The following is an 18,092-nucleotide window of genomic DNA, read 5'->3' as shown; positions in this document are numbered from 1 at the left end:
AAACTCCTATAAATTGAAATTCAATGTATATATATTATAATTATCCTATGACTTCGACAAAAACATATCTAAAAAGACACGTCAATATCATCATTTTGTTTCTTCTATCTATTTTAAGCATAGGAATTACAAAATTCAACCTGTTTTCAAAAATTGATTTCCGTCTCTACGATTTCATGATGGGGCTCCAGAAGGAAGCAAAAAGCGACGACGACATCGTCATCATTGAAATCGACAATGATTCCATCGCAAGGGTCGGTTTCTGGCCATGGACCAGAGACATTCTAGGAAATGTCCTTATAAGACTTAAGGAATTTGGCTCCAAGCAGGCTGTATTCGATATTGAATATGTTTCACCTTCCACAAAGGCTGTAGAAGATGACCTGGAACAGAAAATCAACGAGAATTTTGCTTTTGGACAGCAGGCAATCGCTGAAAACATTACAGACTTTGGTCTTAAGGTGGCCGACGGGAAAATTCCAGTTTCAAAAGCCTACTCAGAAAGCGAAAACCTTGCAGCAGACATATCGAACAATGTTCTTTATGAGATGATGAGGAACATCACATCTGACTTCAACAAGGACAACGACGACTACTTTGCGCGTGCAGTCCAATTCTTTGGGAACGCATCTTTGACTGTCAATATCCGCGACATTGCAATAGAGACAGAAGAATCTGAACTTAAATACATCGAGGATAGATTTCTCTTCAAGAATGTTGACGATCCTTACGGACTCATAGTCAAAGGAAACAAGGATTCGGAAAAGGAAGAAGGCGATGACACACTTCCAGGCTTTGTTCCTGTCATTCATAAAATCGCTTCAAGAGGAAACGGAGTTGGCTTTACAAACGTTGTCGTAGACAAAGACGGTACAAGACGCAGAGTTCAGCTTTTATGTGAAAGAAACGGTGCATATGCAGGACAGCTTTCTTTTGCCCCTCTCGTAAGGCTTTGGGACATTCAATCCATAGAAAGAACAAAAAACGCTTTCATCCTAAAAGGTCTGAAAATTCCTGGAAATGAAGAAAGAATAGACATAAAGGTTCCAGTAGACAGGTACGGACGTATGCTCATCAACTGGCTACACAAGACCTACGAAGAAAGCTTTTCCCATGTTCCAGCATACCTTCTTTACAACCTTGACCTGGCTGAATCCCGCATCGTAGACTGTCTTTCAAAAGCAGCATCGGAAGATCTTTCCTTCCTGAGTCCAGAAGACCAGGAATACATCATCGGAAACTGCCAGTATGCATCGGAAGAATATACCGACATGGAAAATCAAAAAACAAGGATGCTGCTTAAATGCCGTGGCTTTGATGTTGAAAACAATCCTATACGAGGCGGACTCACAGATGAAGACTATGATGCATATTATGCAAGGCGTGCGGAATTCTTTAAGAACATGACAGACTTCGTCATGGAATTTGACTCAATACCAGGATGTTCTTCAAACAGTTCTCTTAAAGAACTCAAGGAATCTGTAATACACTTCATCGAGGATTTCAACTATCTCAAGCAGATTTTTGACGGCGCCTTCGTTCTTCTCGGTAACTCAGCATCTTCAAGCACCGATCTTGGTGTTACACCATTTGCCAAAAGTTATGCAAACCTCGGTACTCACGCCAATGTTGCAAACACAATCATCCAACAGGACTTCATCGTAGAAAAATCCCCATTTCTTGGACTTGCAATTGGATTTATCTTTGCATTCACGGTTATCGCCCTTACCCGAAAAATTTCACATGGCAAAAAGAACATTTTCGGTCTTATCTATGTATTCATTCCTGTACTGATACTTTTCATTTCGATGGTAAGCTTCAAGGTCTACATTCCTTTGGTGGATACCGCGGTTCTGGTTCTTTTAATCTACATATTCGAAACCATCACAAACTTCAGGCTCATCAGCAACGAAAAGAAATTCATCACGAACGCATTCAGCCAATGTCTTTCAAAGGATGTTGTCGCCGATATCGTAAACGACCCTTCCAGTCTTAAGCTGGGAGGAGACAGCCGAGAAATGACAGCCATATTCACTGATATCCAGAAATTCTCTGGTTTTTCAGAAGTCCTCAACGCAGCAGAACTGGTTGCCCTCCTCAACTATTATCTTACACCTATGAGCAACAAGATCATGGATGAAGGCGGAATGGTCGACAAGTATGAAGGTGATGCCATAGTCGCACTGGTTGGAGCACCTGTAAAATTTTCCGACCACGCAGCAAGAGCATGTACCGCTGCAATAAGAATGAAAAAATACGAAAAGGAAATGAATCAGATAGTTAAGGACTATGCCGCCAGGGATGAAGCACCAGAGCTTTCCCCAGACCTTTTCAACGCCTTTAAGAAAATGGTTGCCAACAAAAGAGGAATCTTTACCCGTATCGGCATCAACTCTGGAGAAATGGTCGCAGGCTTCATGGGCTCTGACCTTAAGAAAAACTACACCATGATGGGAAACAACGTGAACCTTGCTTCTCGTCTTGAAGGAGTAAACAAGCAGTACTGCACAGGTGGAATTCTCATCAGCGAAGCAACAAGAATTCAGCTTGATGATAATTTCGTCGTTCGATCCCTTGACCGAGTCCAGGTTGTGAACGTAAAGACACCGATGCGTCTCTACGAAGTCCTTGACTTCAAATCAGATGTGACAGCTGATTTCCTCTCCTATATAGAAGAATGGGAAAATGGAATGAAGGCTTTTGAAAGCGGTGATTATGAAACAGCCCTAAAGATCTTCAGAAACTGCTACAACAATGCGGAAAAATACGAAGTCTTTGACAGAAATGCCGACAGGAAAGATGGAGAAGAAATCAAAGACAAGGTTGCGGAATATTACATAACTTTGATAGAAAAATTCTTTGCAAAAGGAAAATTCCCAAGACCAGAGGATGATTTCGGCGTTGCATACAACAATGAAAATCCAGAGGATATGGACCCATCCTGGATTGGTACTAAATATGAAATCAAAGGTACATTTACTTTGCTCCAGAAGTAGTCTAGAATGGACTGTAGGGGGATTACATTATGCCTATTAAATTGATTGGAACAATTATTCTCGTTGTACTTGTAGCAATACTTACAGGATTCAACCTGTCAAACAAGTGTACCATCTGGTTCTTTCACAATTTTGAAAACATTCCTGTATTTGCAGCCCTTCTAGGATCTTTTGTGGCAGGTGTTGTCATAACAATTCCTTTCACTCTCATTGGACGCAGAAAAAAGGAAAAGAAAAACAGCAAGGCGACAGAGCTGACTAATGTAACTCCAGAAGCAGAGTCTGATGCAAAGTAAAATGAAAAGAATCATTTCAGCAACAGTCCTTGCATTGTCGATGACCCTTGTTTTTCCACAGGCAAAAAGATCAGCCGAGGACATCAAGAAAAAGGCATTGCAGCAGGAAACTGTACTCGACACCATCGACTACCTCAAGGCAAATACGGAGAATTCTGCGACGGCTTCCGACAGGCGTGCAATACTCTACTTCACGGCAACATTGCAGGAACAGCTTGGACTCTATACAGACGCAAGCCTTTCATATGCCAAGGCTGCAGGAACTTCTGGGGGACAGGCAACAAACATGCCTAAGGTCACAACTGAAGAAATGGTAGTTGCAGCGATACGATCAAGTCTTTCTTCTGGAGACTGGGAAACAGCAGAATCATACCTTTCAAACATCCGTTCCTCAAAGACAGAAAAAATCATTGCCTATGCAAACCTATATACAATATGGTGTCAACTGTGCAAGGCATCCACTGTCAACGAGACCAGTGATTCAATCGCAATGCTCCGTGCATACAGCACCATGCAGTCCATGAAAACTGTACGACCTCAGGTTCTTTTGACGCTCTGGTATCTTACTGACGACAGCAACTGTGCCGCTGCATTGAAATCAGACTACCCAAACAGCCCTGAAACTTCGATTGTAACAGGAACTACACAGATCATGAGCGTACCTTTCTGGTACTTTGTCCCAAGAGGAGGAAGCGCAACAGCTGCAGTTCCAATGGTTGAAAATTCAACGCCGGCAAAAGCAGAGCCAGCAAAGAAGGAATATATACAGCCAAAGAAAATAGATTCAGACATCCCTGCAGAAAGCGCACCTATTTTCCAAGGCAATTCCAATCCTTCAAAGCAGGAAGCCATTCCACTAAGGACAAAAACAAGCGGAAAGAAACAGCAGCTTGGACTTTTTAAATCAAAGGCAAACGCCGACGACCTTATAAACAAGGTTAGGGCAAAAAACTTTGACGCCTACGCCTACAGCGAGACAAGGGCAAGCGGAACCACATATTACATCGTAGTGGTAGATGAAAACCCTTCACTCACAATGGGCAAGAAACTTAAGGACGCAGGATTCGACTGCTACACGATCAAAGAGTAAAAGCCTTCATCTTTCCTTTGCCTTTTACTTCGTATTCATTTTCTACATCAAAGGTGACATGAGCCATGGTCTTGTTCTTGACGGCTTCTGTTACCATGATGTGGCCCGGTGTACAGATGGATTCCATGCGGCTTGCGACGTTCACTGTATCACCCCATAGATCATAGATAAACTTTGTCTTTCCAATTACACCAGCAACAACAGGTCCACAGTTGATGCCTATTCTGATTTCAAACGGAATCTTTGCAGTCTTGTTGTATTCATAAAGATCAGTATACATACCGCGTGCAAAATCAACCATTATCTGGGCATTACCTTCCTTAGGTTCAGGAAGACCGCAAACAGCCATATAGCAGTCACCAATGGTTTTTACTTTTTCAACACCCATTTGCTTTGCACGGTCATCAAACCTTGAAAAAAGATCGTTGAGGGCCATGACTACATCATCTGCAGAATGTTTTGAAGTTGTCTTTGTAAATCCAACGATATCAGCAAAAAGAACAGAAACATCATCAAAGCTATCGGCTATTGTCTGGTCGCCAAACTGATTTTCCTTAAGCCGCTCTGCCACAGGATCAGGAAGAATGTTCTTAAGAAGTCTATCTGAATTATCCTTTTCAATCTCAAGGTCCACTGTCTTCATATGAACCAAAGTCTCAAGCTGAAGCTGCTTGACCATAAGTGCTTTTTCTCGCATCTTGATTATCAGGATGACGATACCGATGATGGCAAGGGCAACGGCAACCCAAAAGAAAGGTACCTGATAGAAATATGGCTTTATCTTAAAGGAAATTGATGCAGGTACATCGCTCCAAAGTCCATCACTGTTTGAAGAGTTCACAAGGAACCTGTAGTTGCCAGGCTTGAGGTTGGTGTATGTGACGGTTCTTATGGCTGTAATGTCCGAGAAATCCTGGTCAAAGCCTTCAAGCTTATTCTTAAAACGCACAAGTTCTGACGAAACAAAGCTCAAGCCAGTATAGGTGATGTCGATTTTCTTTACACCTGGCTGTAGAACGATTTGATCACCATCATGGACCTTGATGCTTTTACCGTTGACATTGAAGGATTCTATATGAGTGTTAGGAAGAATCTTGTTGTATGTAGCCTTGATTGGATCATAGACAGCAAAACCATCGATAAGGGTAAAGTAAAGTCTTCCAAGATTATCCCTCATGGAAAGAGATGTCGATGTGACTCCACCTGTCTTAAGTCCATCGTTCTTGGTGAAAAACTTTGGAACAAGAATTTTCTTTTCGCCATTTATATACTTTTCAAAATCAGATTTGAGGATCGAAGAAATTCCGCGGTTGCTCGTCATCCAGATGGTTTCCGTATAGTCATTCAGCATCTGGAAAATTGAATCCGTACCGAGTCCATCACCAGCATTGAATGAAGTGAATGTGTTTCCATCAAAACGAGAAATACCTGTTCCCGTGCAGATCCAGTAAATTCCTTTTTCATTCTGGGTTATTTTGAAGACAACGTTTCCACTAAGACCTGATTCCGTATTGTAGGTCTGAACGACCTTTCCTTTTTCAATGATGTCGATTCCGCCACCATCTGTTCCAACCCAAACTCTGTTTTCATTGTCGACAAACAAGCTCATCACGTAGTCATTGCAAAGGCCTTCTTCCCTATTGTAGTTCTTTATGGTTCCATCTTCCAAAACACAGGCAAGCCCAGTGGTTGTTCCAATCCAGAGATTTCCATCCCTATCATCAACGCAGACACGAACCATATCTCCGATAAGTCCATTTTTCATGGCCCATTTCTTTATTCCATGCTTCCCCTTTCTAAGCTGTCCCAATTTCGAATAGCAGCTGACAAGAAGATCTCCATTTCGCGCAAGTCCAACATGGCGGATTCTAATTCCCTTAGTCATCCTGGTAATGTCAGATTCAACTCTCTCTTCATCCCTGTAACAGATCAAGCCGTCGTCGGTTCCAACCCAAAGATAACCATCCAGATCCTGACAGATGGCATTTACACCTGCATCAAGCTTGTATGTATTGAATTTTCCAAGAGACAGCTTTTCTACTCCACCGTGGTCAGTTGCAAACCAGATGTTTCCTTCACGGTCCTCAAGGATATGGTTGATTGTATTGTCCGTAAGGCCCATTTCAGAAGTATATTTTGAAATTTTTCCGTTTCGGAGAAGATATACACCTTTGTCAGAAAGGAACCAGAGATTTGATGAACGGTCAAGATATATTTCATTGACAAGACAAGGCGGAATATCCTTAAGGGCAGCAACATTGTGCTCAACCCCATTCCTTATCATCACAACACCGTTCCTACTGATACCGAATATAAGGTTTCCTGCATCATCCTGTCCAATCGCTGATACAGTATAGCCACCTAAGGTTCTGTTGAGATAATCAAGGGTTTCATAGCGGCGGAATTTTTTTTCTGTGTAGTAGTAGATTCCACCCTGCTTGGAAGTTGCAAGCCATACTCGACCCGCAGTGTCACAGTACAGGGCAACGGCAAGGATATGTTCCTTTTCGATGTTGTCCAAACCATCAGGCACAACAACAGATCCCTCAGGAGTTATGAAAACAACTCCGCTGGCAGTTCCAATCCAGATGTTGCCAAGCTTATCCTCTACAATGTCGCGGACTGAATTATTTGGAAGTCCATTCAAGGTGCTGTATCTTTCTATTTTATCATCGCTGATTTTTGTCACACCTTCATCGTTGGACCCAACCCAAAGGTTGCTTTTTGAATCCTCATAGACAACGCGAGCAGATCTGAAACCAAGTTTTTCATCGGTATTTCTGTTCATGATGTTGAAACTGATACCATCAAAACGGACCAGGCCGTCGTAAGTTCCCATATAAACATAACCGTCTTTCGTCTGAATAATGTCTGTAATGGTATTTCCTGGAAGACCGTCAGCAGCAGTCCAAATATGGCTCACATAATCGGTAGGAAAATTCTGCGAAAGCAAATTATACGAAACAAATAATTGAAGTGAAAAAACAAATAAAAAAACTTTCCTTAAATTCATGGCATATATTATAACACAGAATTCAAGAAATCACGGGATTTTAATTGTGGGCAGGATATACAAAAAAAACGCCACTGGAACGGAATCACCATTCCAATGGCATCATTTAACTGACAAGGCAGTTTTTATTTAACGAATTCCTTCTTAAGGAAGTCAAGGTCAAGCTCTGGATAAAGAACATGTGCACCAAGAAGCTTGTTTACCCTTTCGCGTGCAGCAGCCTTTGTCTCGTCGCTGATTACGATCTTACCCTTTGCAGGCTTTCCTTCCTTTGTAACGCCAGGCTTTGTATTCTTGAGGACGAAGTCAACGATTGAAGCAACTTCCTTCATGTCTTCTTCGTTCATGCCGAGTGTTGTAAGGGCTGGAGTTCCGAGACGAACACCAGATGTCCACCATGCACCGTTCTTGTCGTATGGAAGGGCATTTGCGTTTGCTGTGATTCCGCATTCGAACATTGCAGCTTCTGCCTGCTTTCCTGTAAGTCCGTAAACCGTAACGTCTGCGAGCATAAGGTGGTTGTCTGTTCCGCCTGTCTGGAGAGGAATGTTGTATGTCTTGAGGGCATCAGCAAGAGACTGTGCGTTCTTTACAACCTGTGCAGCCCATGCCTGATATGCAGGAGTATTTGCTTCCTTGAATGCAATTGCCTTGGCAGCCATGACATGACCGAGTGGACCACCGAGAACCATTGGGCATCCCTTATTTACATAGTCCATGTATTCCTTCTTGCAGAGGATCATGGCACCACGAGGACCGCGGAGTGTCTTGTGTGTTGTAGTTGTAACGATGTCTGCCCACTTTACTGGATCGTAGTCACCCTGGAATACCTTACCGGCAACGAGACCTGCAAAGTGTGCCATGTCTACCATGAGAACTGCACCGCACTTGTCTGCAATCTGGCGGAATCTCTTGAAGTCGATCTTGCGTGGGTATGCAGAGAAACCTGTCAAAAGGATGAGAGGCTTAACTTCCATTGCCTGCTTTTCGATTGCATCGTAGTCAAGGAGGCCTGTCTTTTCATCTACGCCGTATGGATGTGATTCAAACATGCGAGCTGAAACATTCATCTTGTAACCGTGTGTAAGGTGTCCACCGCATGAGTAGTCGAGACCCATGAGCTTCTGGTTGCCAAACTTCTTGCGGAGAGCGTCAAACTGTTCTGCTGTAAGGTCATTGAGGGACTTTACGCCAAGTTCTTCAAGAGTTGGAGTTTCAACCTTTGCGCTGAGAATTGCCCAGTAAGCAACAAGGTTAGTATCCGCGCCCGAGTGTGGCTGAACATATGCATAGTCTGCACCAAAAAGTTTTTCTGCTTCGCGTGCTGCTGTGTTTTCTACTGCATCGATGTTTACACATCCGCCGTAGTATCTGTGCTCAGGATATCCTTCTGCATACTTGTCTGTAAGAAGGTTGCCCATTGCAGACTGAACTGAAAGTGAACAGTAGTTTTCAGAACCAACAAGCTTAAGATGGCTTCTCTGGTTTTCAAGTTCGTTTACGATTGAAGCAGCGATATCTGGACCGACAGCTGCAACCTGCTGAAGATTTGCAACATAGGCACACATTGCGGCATTTGGTTTGTTACCGCAAGAAGCAAGATAATTTTCCAATGGTGTAGACATAGGTTACCTCGATTTTTAGTATATTTTTAACAATACTAAAGAATTTTAAGTATTTGTGCAATTGAAAAAATATAATTCTCAACCTTTATCTCCCCCAAAAGAACCTAAAATGAAAACACTACCAGTCAGTCCGAATCTTTCAAAATCGCTCCATATGTCGCTACACGTGCAAGGCGGCAAAGAAACTATTGTTCCGCCCAGCAAGTGTTTTTGCCAGCCTCTACCTTCCTTCCCGTATTTTCATTTTACAATCCTTAGGATCTCCATTACAGAATTTGTAGAGGAAATCCATACTCCAAAATCATTCGCATAGAAAAAAAACACTATTTATAATAGATTTTAAGTCATGGAAAACAACTTCTACGAGAAAGGCTTGAAATTTGAATGCAAACGATGTTCTTACTGTTGTGGCAACGGACCTGGGTTCGTCTATCTTTCAAAGACTGATCTGGAAAGGTTCTGCGCTCATTTTGAAATGGAACCCGTTGCCTTTGTGGAAAAATATTGCCGCTGGGCAGATTACTACGAAGGGAAAAAAGTTCTTGCCCTCATAGAAACAAAAAAACTGGAATGCATTCTTTGGGACAATGGCTGCACCGCTTATGAAGGCCGCCCAATTCAATGCAGGACCTGGCCTTTCTGGGACTGGATGGTAAAAGAAAAAACAGCCTGGGACGAGTGTGCAAAAGACTGCCCCGGCATGAACAATGGATCAGTTCATTCAAGGGAAGAAATAGAAAAAGCCGCCAGAGATTACAAAGAGAATGTCCCATTAGACTATGAACAATGGCAGGCTGAATTTTCCGTTTACAGCAGCTCCATAACATGACATAATATTGTCATATTTTACTATCTATAATCATCATGAAAAATTCCTAGGATAGACAATATGACAGCACAGGAAAAACTATTTGAATTCTTCTATATCCTACTGCAGAAAAGAAAGGTGACAGCCTCTGAGATTGCAGAACATTTTGAGGTAACTACCAGAACCGTCTACCGTTGGTGCGATTCCCTTACCATGGCAGGAATTCCAGTCATCACAATACAAGGCAAGGGAGGCGGAATCGGACTCACAGAAAACTACAGATTTGAATCCGCGGTATTTTCAGAAGAAGAAAGAAACGCGATAGCATCAGGGGTCCTGGCATTGGCTAGTCTTGCGGAAGACAAGAATGACAGCTACAGAAACGCGGCTGATAAAATCAAAAGTCTTGCGACCAATGCAAGCGACTGGGTTAAGATCGACTTTGCTCCGTGGAACGATCCTGAAAAAGAAAGAAAAAATTTATTTGAAGAACTAAAAAAAGCGATATTCTCCAGGACAATGGTCAACTTCAATTATTACGGCCTTGGAGGCAGATACACTTCCAGAACTGTCTGTCCATGGAAAATCATTTTCAGAGGTCAGGCTTGGTATCTTTTCTGCTGGTGTACTGAACGCGAGGCTCCACGATTCTTCAAATTAAGCAGAATTAAAAATCTTTTCCTTACAAAGACAAAGAATACAGTCAACTATTCCGACAAATACGAAAAAATAGAAAAGTCAGAATACGATGATCTCAAAGACATCACCTACATGAAGGTTCGGGCAGAAATTTCAAACCATGCAATGCCAGTCATCATGGACGAAATATCAGGAATTGAAATCGTTAAAACAGAAAAGGATTTTTCACTGGTCGATTTCGTTTTTCCTGATGTTGATTGGGCACCATCCTTCTTTCTACATTTTGGGCATGCAATAAAAATTCTTGAACCACAAGGACTCATAAAGAAAATATCTACAGAAGCAAAGAAGGTAATGAATTTATATGGATGAACTTTTCATTAAAAAAGGGTAAGCTGCACATCCTTTTCCTCAAACCTGTTAAGATATGCAAAGGTATCGTCAGGTCTATAAAGGATTTTATTGTCCATGCAGAACCGTCTTACCATTGGATACATGGAATCGGACTCAGGTCTTGAAACTTCGTAGCGAGTTCCAAACTGATTGATGTATCTATCCTTAAGCCCAGGAAACTTTTCATCGAGGCTTTTATAGAAATATTCCCTGTTGCCATCCCTCAATGTAAGCCCAAACCCAAAGATGACAATTCCACGCACACTCGCCTTTGCACACATTTCAAGCAGTTCCATGATGTTTTCTTTTGTGTCATTTATATATGGCAGAAAAGGAGTAAGCCATACGACAGTTGGAATAGATTCTTTTTTTGCCTCCATAAGTACACGGAATCTTTCTGAAGTAGGACATACATTAGGTTCAATCTTCCTGCAAAGTCCATCATCACCTGTTGTAAGGGTCATCTGAAGCACCGCTTTGGTTTTAGAATTGATTTTCTTAAGCAGGTCAAAATCCCTAAGCACAAGATTGCTTTTTGTAAGCACCGTTGCACCAAAGCCATGTCTGTCAATGACTTCTAGGCAGCCACGGGTAATCTTAAGAGTTTTTTCACAGGGCATATAAGGATCACACATGCTTCCCGTACCAATCATGCACTTTCTTCTCTTACTCCTCAATGCTGAATCCAAAAGCTCCACCGCATTTTTCTTTACCTCAATGTCTTCAAAAGGTACTGGAGTGTGGTAACAAGCACTGCGGGAATCACAATATATGCATCCATGTGTACATCCACGATACACATTCATGCCTGTCCCATGGTTGCCTGTAAGAATTGTTTTTACCTCTATGGATTTCATGGGAATCATTATACCATATTGAACCTGACAGGATCTGTCATATTAAGCTTTATTTTTTTTCTTTGTACGACCATCGATTTTTGCAAATCCTGTATTATAATTATTGGAGTCTCTAAAAACTGCAATTTTTGAGACAACTTTGAAAACGCGACGTTTAAAGCCTTGCAATTTCAAGGATTCAAACTCGGCAGACATCACTAAAATGTATTTTTAGAGATGCCCTTACATCTAGAGGTTGGTGAATTGTATTACTACGAATTTTGTTTCATTGCTTCTGCTTTACTCGCAATAACGCTGATTTTTAAGACTACTTCAATAAGATTCGTCGATCTAGTCCTTTTCTTTATTTTTGCTGCCGTTAGCAATCTTGGTTACTGGCAGCGAAGTATTTCAAGGAGCCTTGAACATGCTATTTTTGCACAGCAGCTTACCTATGTCGGAGGATGCTTTGCCACTATTTCAATATTCTACATAATCTTATTTCTATGCAAGATAAAGATTTCAAAACTCTCAAGACTGCTTGTGATTCTTTTTTCAAGCGTCGTTTTCGCCTCATCCTTTACCATTGGAAAAACAACATTATTCTACAAGCGAGTAGAAATGATATATGAAAATGGAACCTACACTTTTTCAAAGGACTATGGAATCATTCCTAAGATCTTTTACATCATGATCATCGTATACCACCTGTCCTGCTTTGTCGCTCTTCTCAACGGCATAAAAAGGAACAAGGAAGTTTCAATCAAGACCGTAACAAAACTCCTTGTCATCACGACACTTGGGATTCTTTCTTATTTTGGCAGTAAATTTCTTTTAACGGTCGACCTTACCCCACTCTGGTACGTCATAACAGGAATCATCCTCATCGTCATCCAGGAAACCATCGGAGTCTACGACATAAAGAACTCTGCGGCAGATTCAATCCTCATGCAGGATTCTTACGGCATAGTCTCCTTTGACTCATCCTACAGGTTCCTCGGCTGCAACACCAGGGCAAAGGAAATTTATCCACCTCTCAAAAACCTTATCATGGACAAGAAGGTTGACGGTTCAAACTATGAACTCAAGGAACTTGAATCCTGGATTGAATTCCTCCAGAGAAACATAAAGTCGGTCTTCTATTACAAGAAGAACGCCAACTATTACAAGGTTGAATCCACTCCCCTTTATGTCAACAAAAAGCAGAAAGGTTACCAGTTGATATTCTCTGACTGCACGGAAGAAAAGCAGAGGGAATCAAACCTCATAAAAATTTCCATCACCGATGAGCTTACAAAGCTTTACAACAGACGTGCCTTTGAGGAAGAAATAGAAAAGATCCAATCCGATGGCATTCCTGAAGACTTTACTATTCTTTCATTTGACCTCAACGGACTCAAGGCTGCAAACGACACAAAAGGACATGCAGCAGGAGACGAGCTCATCATCGAAAGCGCAAAGACCCTCAACGCAGTCATTGAATCCTATGGCTATGTATACAGGACTGGCGGCGATGAATACATTGCCATTGCCATCTGTTCCAAGGAACAGCAGGAAGAAATTTTCAGTCTCATCGACAACTATTCAAAGCTATGGAAAGGAACATATTCAACAGGCTTAAGCATCTCGAAAGGGGCTGCATCAATAACGGAATTCCCAGACTATTCCATCGACCAGCTGGAAAAGGAAGCGGAACAGAGGATGTACAAGGACAAAACCCGATACTATATCGAATCGGGCATTGAAAGAAGAAAACGATAGCCTTTCAGAAGCTAGAGGATTGTCCTGTCAAATTCAGGATGCATTTCATAGAATTCATCCGCAAGGATATCCATGATATACCTGTCGTAGAATTTTCCACCACGCTGAACCTGTTGCCTAAGCACACCTGCTTTTTTGAAGCCGATTCTTTCATAGCAATGGACCGCCCGTTCATTGAATGAATAGACATGAAGGAAAACGGAATGGAGATTGAGCCGTCTGAATCCATAGTCAAGAATGAGGGTGATTGCCTCCGCACCATATCCCTTGTTCCAATAGTCCTTGTCGCCGATCACGATACCAAGTTCGGCAGTAGCATTGAGGCTGTCGATGGAATCAAGTCCAACACTGCCTATAAGCTTTTCTGAAGCAAGATCGATTATTGAATAATCCTGATTTGAAGATGATTGAGTAGAAAGCCACGAGCGTTCACCATCCACAGTCACATTTGCACCCGACATCACAAGTCCTCTTGTTACCTCAAGGTCGTTAAGGAATTCCGTGTAGCGCAAAGCATCTTCTGGTGTCATGGGAGAAAGATAAATTCTATTTCCTTTTAGTTTTTTTATATGCATATAATTTTCCTATTCATCTTTATAATTTTCATACCAAATCGGTTCTCTAGCATCAACACCATCCGTACCGATAAATTTATTCATCCAGACAATGCCTAGCCACCTTCCTTTCTTGATACCCGCATTGTGGAAATGTCCGACTTCAGTAAATCCAAGAGTCTTATGGAAGCCAAGACTTGCTTCATTTGTATCGACTATAACTGCATAGATATACTGAAAATTCTGCTTCTTAAGTGTCGAACTGAATTTCTCATACAGCGCTGTTGCAATTCCGCTTCTTCTTGGAGAATCAGGAGCAAGAACGATGGTCCATTCTACATTCCACTTGTAGGCATCGTGAGGACGCAACGGTTCTCCACAGCAGTATCCTAGAATCTTTCCATCTTCATCCTCAGCAACATAAAAGGGATAACGCTTTTTTGTGTTTATTATTTTCTCACGATATTTGTCTACGGAAGGATTATCAATCGTAAAGGTTACGTTGAGACCATCAACATAAGCACCATAAATGTCATGGCAGGCAAGGGCATCACTTTCCTCTGCCGCTCTGATTCTGTAGTTCATTCTTTACACCCCAAAAATTGGATTCTTCCATAATAATCTAACTATTAGGCATAATCTTCAAGTAGCAATGGAACCAAACAGGGACCAACTAAAAACGTACAATCTTCTTTGAAAATATATAGCTTTTATGGTAAAATTCTGTCTGGGAATAAAAAAATGAAGAAAAAAAGTTTCTTATTCAAAACCGTTTTTTCCAACGCAAAGACAAGCGAAGAAGCAATGACGCTCATGTATTCAGCCTTCCATAAGATTCTTAGGCTGAACCTCAAGAAAAACACCTATGAGGAAATAAAGGTCTACACAGGAGAAAAACATTCCGACAAAGGATATTCCCATAACTTCTCAGAATGGGCAAAAAACTTTGCCATGACAGGAAACATCCATAAAAACGATATTGAAAACTATCTGAAATTTATAGACAAAGAAAACATCAAGAAACTATTCCTGACTGAACCCAAAAAATACACTGTAAGATACAGAAGAATAACCAATAATGTCATGCGCTGGGCGGCGATGGATCTCATTCCCTCAGAGAACTTCAGCGAAAAGAACCAAATCGTCTACATGTATGTATATGACATCCATGATTCACTTTCAGAAGAACTCAACAACACACAGTTCATGCAGATGGTTTCAGAAGCCATCACAAGAAGCCACCTGAACTGTGTATACATCAACATAAAGAACAACACATCCAGAATTATCTATGCATTGGATTACATCAAGGAAGGACTGAACGAACCACTTTCCATCAGAGAAAAAATGAAAGCTTCAGTAATGAACTTCACCGCCCCTTCCTATCAGAACCGCATGCTGGAATTCTGCAACCTTGACACATTGGGTGAAAGGCTCAAGGAAAAGACCATCATCTCCCATGAATTCATAGGAAACAAGGGAGGCAGCCTACGGGCAAGCTTCATTCCTGTCAAATACGGAGAAGATGGAAGCCTTGAAAGCGTCATCTACACAATCAGATATGTTGAAGGCGAAATCCTTACACTGCGCGGACAGCTTGAAACAGAAAAGGCTCTTGTTGAATGCCTTACCGCTCTTTCTGGTACAGAAGACTTTTCCAGGGCAAATGAAAAGATCCTCAAGAACATAGGTGAATTCTACCATGCAGAAAGGGCATACATTTTTACCATCGACCATGCAAGCAGAATCATACGAAACGAATTCGAATGGTGCAATGAAAACGTCGCTCCCCAGATCAACAGTCTTCAGAACGTGGGAGTTGAAAAATTCTCGCATTGGATAAACATGTTCAACAACAAGGAGATCATCTTCATCAATGATCGAGAAAAGGATATGGATCCTGCATCCCCTGAATACAGCCTGCTCAAGACGTACAACGTAAACAGCGTGATTGCTGTTCCTTTCTATGACAGCATAAAAAATGTCGTAGGCTTCATGGGTATCAATGAACCTAAGAAAAACTACGACTCGCACATCGTTCTTCGTTCCGCCGCAACATACATCATGGAAGAAAAGCTTAAGCAGAATTATACAGAGGAACTTTATAAGCTCAGCTATTCCGACAGCATGACAAAGACCCTTAACCGCGCCGCATATATCCGAGATATGGAAAAACTCCGCAACGGAAACGAAATGAACACTGGCATTCTCTATGCAGATGTAAACGGCCTAAAGGACACCAATGACAATAAGGGGCACGAAGCAGGAGACATACTCATCGAATCTGCCGTATCCCTCCTGAGAAAATATTTCAGCAGAAAAAAGGATCTTATTTATCGTCTTGGCGGTGATGAATTCGTTGTCATCAGTTCCGATACTCCACAAAAGGAATTCCAGACCGTCATCGCAAATCTAAAGGATGAACTTGAAAAGAAATGGATCCTCAGCTGTGGTGGAGCCTGGTTCCAGAGAATTTCCGACATCGACCAGGCGACAAGAGAGGCGGAAAAAGCCATGTACACGCACAAGTCTGAATACTATTCTTCCGGCAACCATGTGGACAGAAGGCAGTAATTCTTATAGAAATCATTTAATTGATACAAAACCTCTTTTCTACTATAATATTGTTCAAAATTTATCCAGATTAGAGGACCAAAATGAAAGCTATCGAACTCGAAAAAGCTTACAACCCTAAGGATTTTGAAGACAGAATCTACAATCAGTGGGTTGATTCAGGCTGTTTTAAACCAGCTTCTGATGAAAAATCACCGTTACACGCATCTTACCTTTCAAAAAGCAAGAACTCTGCAGTCTCTAAATATACAGTCGTCATTCCACCTCCAAACGTTACAGGCGTCCTCCACATGGGACACGGCCTTAACAATACACTTCAGGACATCGTAGTACGCTACCACAGAATGAAGGGAGACAACACTCTCTGGGTTCCAGGAACTGACCACGCAGGTATCGCAACACAGAATGTTGTTGAACGCCAGCTCAAGAAAGAAGGCCTTACACGCAACGACCTTGGACGCGAAAAGTTCATCGAACGCACATGGAAGGTTAAGGAAGACCACCACGCAACAATCGTAAAGCAGCAGCGCAAGCTGGGCAACAGCGTAGACTGGGACCGTGAACGCTTTACTTATGATGAAGGACTTTCCGGTGCAGTTCGTGAAGTTTTCGTAACTTTGTATGAACGCGGCCTTATGTACAAGGGTAAACGTCTTGTAAACTGGTGTCCTCGTTGTGGTACTGCTTTGGCTGATGATGAAGTTGATCACGAAGATACAGCCGGTGCAATGTATCACATTTATTATGAATATGCAGATGGTTCAGGAAAAATTGAAGTTGCTACAACTCGTCCTGAAACATTCTTTGGTGATACTGCTGTTGCTGTTAATCCTAAAGATGAACGATACAAAGATATTGTTGGAAAGAAAATCAAACTTCCTTTAATTGGTAAAGAAATTCCAATCGTAGCTGATGATTATGTTGATATGGAATTCGGAACTGGTATGGTAAAAATTACTCCAGCTCACGACCCTAACAACTGGGAAGTTGGTAAACGCCATAATCTGGAAGTAATTAATCTTCTTACTCCAGACGGAAAAATGAACGAAAATGTTCCAGAAAAATATCGTGGATTAAAACCAGAACAGGCTCGTAAACTTGTTATTGAAGATTTAACAGAAGCAGGCCTTTTCAAAGAAGAAGAAAAGATGGTTCACTCAGTTGGTAAATGTTACCGCTGTAAAACAGTTGTTGAACCATATTTGTCTGACCAGTGGTTCGTAAAAATGAAGCCAATGGCAGATAAAGCCCTTGCTGCATGGAAAGCTGGTGAAATCCAGTTCTTCCCACAGAAATGGGAAAATACATACGAACAGTGGCTGGTAAATATCCGCGACTGGTGTGTAAGCCGTCAGATCTGGTGGGGTCACCGTATTCCTGCATGGTATTGTGAATGTGGTGAAACAATTGTTAGCCGCACAGATCCAGATTGCTGTCCAAAATGTGGTTCAAAGAATCTTAAACAAGATCCAGATGTTCTTGATACATGGTTCAGTTCATGGTTGTG

General features: G+C 41.7%; 13 protein-coding genes. 8 read left to right on the top strand and 5 right to left on the bottom strand.

The features are described from left to right. Positions 1-47 precede the first annotated feature (47 nt). The 3 genes from ACKI39_RS10280 to ACKI39_RS10270 are packed head-to-tail and all read left to right on the top strand — an operon-like array spanning position 48 to position 4,382. Positions 48-2,996 carry a CHASE2 domain-containing protein gene (locus ACKI39_RS10280; RefSeq protein WP_407400220.1) on the top strand — a complete coding sequence of 983 codons (2,949 nt, stop codon included), beginning with the start codon at positions 48-50 and terminating at the stop codon, positions 2,994-2,996. A 29-nt stretch (positions 2,997-3,025) separates the two neighbouring features. Further along, the gene (locus ACKI39_RS10275; protein WP_407400218.1) at positions 3,026-3,292 is read left to right on the top strand and encodes a hypothetical protein; all 267 of its coding nucleotides are present in this window, start codon (positions 3,026-3,028) and stop codon (positions 3,290-3,292) included. 1 nt (position 3,293) lies between these two features. Next, entirely contained in the window at positions 3,294-4,382 is a 1,089-nt protein-coding gene (locus ACKI39_RS10270) for an SPOR domain-containing protein (protein WP_407400216.1), read from the top strand. Here the strand turns inward: ACKI39_RS10270 and ACKI39_RS10265 are convergent. Together ACKI39_RS10265 and ACKI39_RS10260 are read right to left on the bottom strand one after the other, a co-directional pair. Next, positions 4,372-7,395 carry an adenylate/guanylate cyclase domain-containing protein gene (locus ACKI39_RS10265; RefSeq protein ID WP_407400214.1) on the bottom strand — a complete coding sequence of 1,008 codons (3,024 nt, stop codon included), beginning with the start codon at positions 7,393-7,395 and terminating at the stop codon, positions 4,372-4,374. The genes ACKI39_RS10270 and ACKI39_RS10265 overlap by 11 nt on opposite strands. A 125-nt stretch (positions 7,396-7,520) precedes the next feature. Beyond that, positions 7,521-9,020: a glycine hydroxymethyltransferase gene (locus ACKI39_RS10260; protein ID WP_407400212.1), complete on the bottom strand. Its 1,500-nt coding sequence runs from the start codon at positions 9,018-9,020 to the stop codon at positions 7,521-7,523. Between the two features lie 346 nt (positions 9,021-9,366). Here ACKI39_RS10260 and ACKI39_RS10255 point away from each other — a divergent pair, with 346 nt between their 5' ends. Continuing rightward, complete coding sequence (locus ACKI39_RS10255; protein WP_407400210.1) at positions 9,367-9,849, top strand: YkgJ family cysteine cluster protein; 483 nt, start codon at positions 9,367-9,369, stop codon at positions 9,847-9,849. 60 nt (positions 9,850-9,909) lie between these two features. Next, complete coding sequence (locus ACKI39_RS10250) at positions 9,910-10,839, top strand: helix-turn-helix transcriptional regulator (protein ID WP_407400208.1); 930 nt, start codon at positions 9,910-9,912, stop codon at positions 10,837-10,839. 8 nt (positions 10,840-10,847) lie between these two features. Here the strand turns inward: ACKI39_RS10250 and ACKI39_RS10245 are convergent, their stop codons facing one another. Beyond that, positions 10,848-11,717 carry an SPL family radical SAM protein gene (locus ACKI39_RS10245; protein ID WP_407400206.1) on the bottom strand — a complete coding sequence of 290 codons (870 nt, stop codon included), beginning with the start codon at positions 11,715-11,717 and terminating at the stop codon, positions 10,848-10,850. A gap of 243 nt (positions 11,718-11,960) precedes the next feature. Between ACKI39_RS10245 and ACKI39_RS10240 the strand changes: the two genes are divergently transcribed. Continuing rightward, complete coding sequence (locus ACKI39_RS10240) at positions 11,961-13,457, top strand: histidine kinase N-terminal 7TM domain-containing diguanylate cyclase (protein WP_407400204.1); 1,497 nt, start codon at positions 11,961-11,963, stop codon at positions 13,455-13,457. An 11-nt stretch (positions 13,458-13,468) separates the two neighbouring features. Here ACKI39_RS10240 and ACKI39_RS10235 read toward each other — a convergent pair whose 3' ends face one another. Beyond that, positions 13,469-14,032 (bottom strand): GNAT family N-acetyltransferase, encoded by a 564-nt coding sequence (locus ACKI39_RS10235; protein WP_407400202.1) that lies wholly within the window; start codon positions 14,030-14,032, stop codon positions 13,469-13,471. Positions 14,033-14,041: 9 nt separating this feature from the next. After that, positions 14,042-14,596, bottom strand: coding sequence for a GNAT family N-acetyltransferase (locus ACKI39_RS10230; protein ID WP_407400200.1), 555 nt, complete (start codon positions 14,594-14,596; stop codon positions 14,042-14,044). Between the two features lie 156 nt (positions 14,597-14,752). Between ACKI39_RS10230 and ACKI39_RS10225 the strand changes: the two genes are divergently transcribed. Together ACKI39_RS10225 and ACKI39_RS10220 are read left to right on the top strand one after the other, a co-directional pair. Then, entirely contained in the window at positions 14,753-16,585 is a 1,833-nt protein-coding gene (locus tag ACKI39_RS10225) for a sensor domain-containing diguanylate cyclase (RefSeq protein WP_407400198.1), read from the top strand. A gap of 83 nt (positions 16,586-16,668) precedes the next feature. Then, the coding region (locus tag ACKI39_RS10220) for a valine--tRNA ligase (RefSeq protein ID WP_407400196.1) at positions 16,669-18,092 on the top strand (1,424 nt) is incomplete at its 3' end.

Source organism: Treponema sp., from assembly GCF_045641405.1.
Classification (GTDB): Bacteria; Spirochaetota; Spirochaetia; order Treponematales; family Treponemataceae; genus Treponema_D.
The sequence above is the reverse complement of the archived record's forward strand: the minus strand, read 5'-3'. Positions and strand labels throughout refer to the sequence as shown.